At 46.8% G+C, this 1,743-nt stretch carries 2 protein-coding genes and 1 pseudogene; 1 reads left to right on the top strand and 2 read right to left on the bottom strand.

All coding sequences use genetic code 11. The annotated features are described in order from the left end of the window. Positions 1-381 (top strand): annotated as a pseudogene (locus HPS55_RS13980) (conjugal transfer protein TraG); the annotation flags it as partial. 82 nt (positions 382-463) lie between these two features. Here the strand turns inward: HPS55_RS13980 and HPS55_RS13975 are convergent. Both HPS55_RS13975 and HPS55_RS13970 read right to left on the bottom strand, forming a co-directional pair. Then, the gene (locus HPS55_RS13975) at positions 464-1,081 is read right to left on the bottom strand and encodes an RteC domain-containing protein (RefSeq protein ID WP_172178350.1); all 618 of its coding nucleotides are present in this window, start codon (positions 1,079-1,081) and stop codon (positions 464-466) included. A 239-nt stretch (positions 1,082-1,320) separates the two neighbouring features. Next, a partial coding sequence (locus HPS55_RS13970) for a dihydrofolate reductase family protein (RefSeq protein WP_172178351.1) occupies positions 1,321-1,743 on the bottom strand: 423 nt, incomplete at its 5' end.

Raw genomic sequence — 1,743 nt, 5'->3', positions numbered from 1 at the left:
GCCATTTCCATCAACAGGCAGGACGTTTCCACCTCCATCAACACGCAGATGGACGCGCTTATCCCGCCGAGCAAGATTTCCGGCTTGACGCAGGGAATGTTTGTCGGTTCGGTGTCCGATAACTTCAACGAGCGCATTGAACAGAAGATTTTTCACTGCGAGATTGTCGTGGATGCAGAGAAGGTGAAACGCGAGGAAAAAGCCTACAAGAAGATACCCGTCATTACCGACTTCACGGACGAGGATGGCAACGACCACATGAAGGAAACGGTGCAGGCGAATTACAGGCGCATCAAGGAGGAAGTCAAGCAGATTGTTCAGGAGGAACTAGAGCGGATTGCCAACGACGAAAATCTGAAACATCTGTTACAGCAGAAATAACCGGGCTGACGGGTAACAATGAAAACGGGCGGAGCAAGTTTGATACTTTGTTCCGCCCGTTATTCTTTGGGGACTTTATAGTCTATCTTCTCATACGCTCCATCTCTTCGTCACGGAGCATCTTCTCGTTCAGTTTTTCCTGCATTTTGTCAAGGAAGTAGGTGCGGCTCTCGTTCTTTCGGCGTTTGATGTCGATGTAGAAACGGTAGCAGTCCTTTGATTCTACGCCGAATATCTTGTACAAGAGCGGAGCAAGCTGTTTGAGTGGCATATTGCCGTTATTGATACAGCCCATCTCGTTGATGCCGTAAATCAGCTCCACGAGGTCGATGGCGTTGCCCGTCCATTGCAAGGGTGAGGCGGTATTATCGTTTGTGTTGTCGGTGGATGTTTGAATAGGGGTTAGTGGTGGCACTTGGGGAGCGGCAAGAAACTTCTGCATCTTCCTTACGAAAGAGAGAGCCTTGCTGACATAGTTGGCTATTTCCTTCTTTTCTTCGGGAAGGTTACGCACGGGATGATGCTGTAATTCGATTTCGATGTAAGCCAACGCGATGATGGTCCGGTTCGTGTCCGGGCTGCCGATACACAGTTCGATCACTTGGGTGGCGAAAGCCGTGTATGCTTTTTCCATATTGCAGTCCCCGGCTTCGTTTATCCGGCGGAAGAAATCGGTTTCCGCCAATAGAAAATAATTCATGTCCTGTCAATTTTGAAATTTTACACTCTGTTTTCGGTATGCGCACATGAATAGTATTGGCAAAAATCGCGACCAAAAAGCAAAAAATCCGGCACAGTCTTTACAACGTACTGGATTTCAATGCGATAAAAATTGATATTTTTTATCCGGCATGAATTATAAGCTTCTTAAAATGTTCTTTTTCAGAACATTGCTTTATTAAACGGATTATAAAAGTGTTCTTCTATGGAACATTCCGGCTATTTCATGGTTTCCATACGTGTGTAGATGCTCCGGTACACTCCGTTGGAATAACTCTTTTGTGAGGAGAGTGTCCAGCGTGCTTCGGGCAGTGCCGACTTGAAAAAATGCCGTCCCGTTCCCGATATGAAAGGCACGGTATATAGGATAATCTCATCCACCACCCGCATACGTAGCAGCCCGTTGATATAGTCCGAATTGTCGGGAGTGGCTTCGGCAAGATAGCAGATGTTTGTATTGTCTTTCCGCCATTCGTCCAACATGGAGATGGAGTAGTCCGGCGTGATATGGTAAAGCGCGTTTTCCCTTATTTTGTCAATATCGCAGCGGTCAAGGCGTAAATCCTCATACGCTTTGCCATATAATTCTGAAGAATGACACCCGTCCATCGTGAGGACGGCAAGAATCTGAACTTTACCCAT

Origin of the sequence: Xylanibacter rodentium, assembly GCF_013166575.1 — a bacterium.
Taxonomy (GTDB): domain Bacteria; phylum Bacteroidota; class Bacteroidia; order Bacteroidales; family Bacteroidaceae; genus Prevotella; species Prevotella rodentium.
Note: the sequence above shows the minus strand (reverse complement) of the source record. Positions and strands in the feature narration are given on the sequence as shown.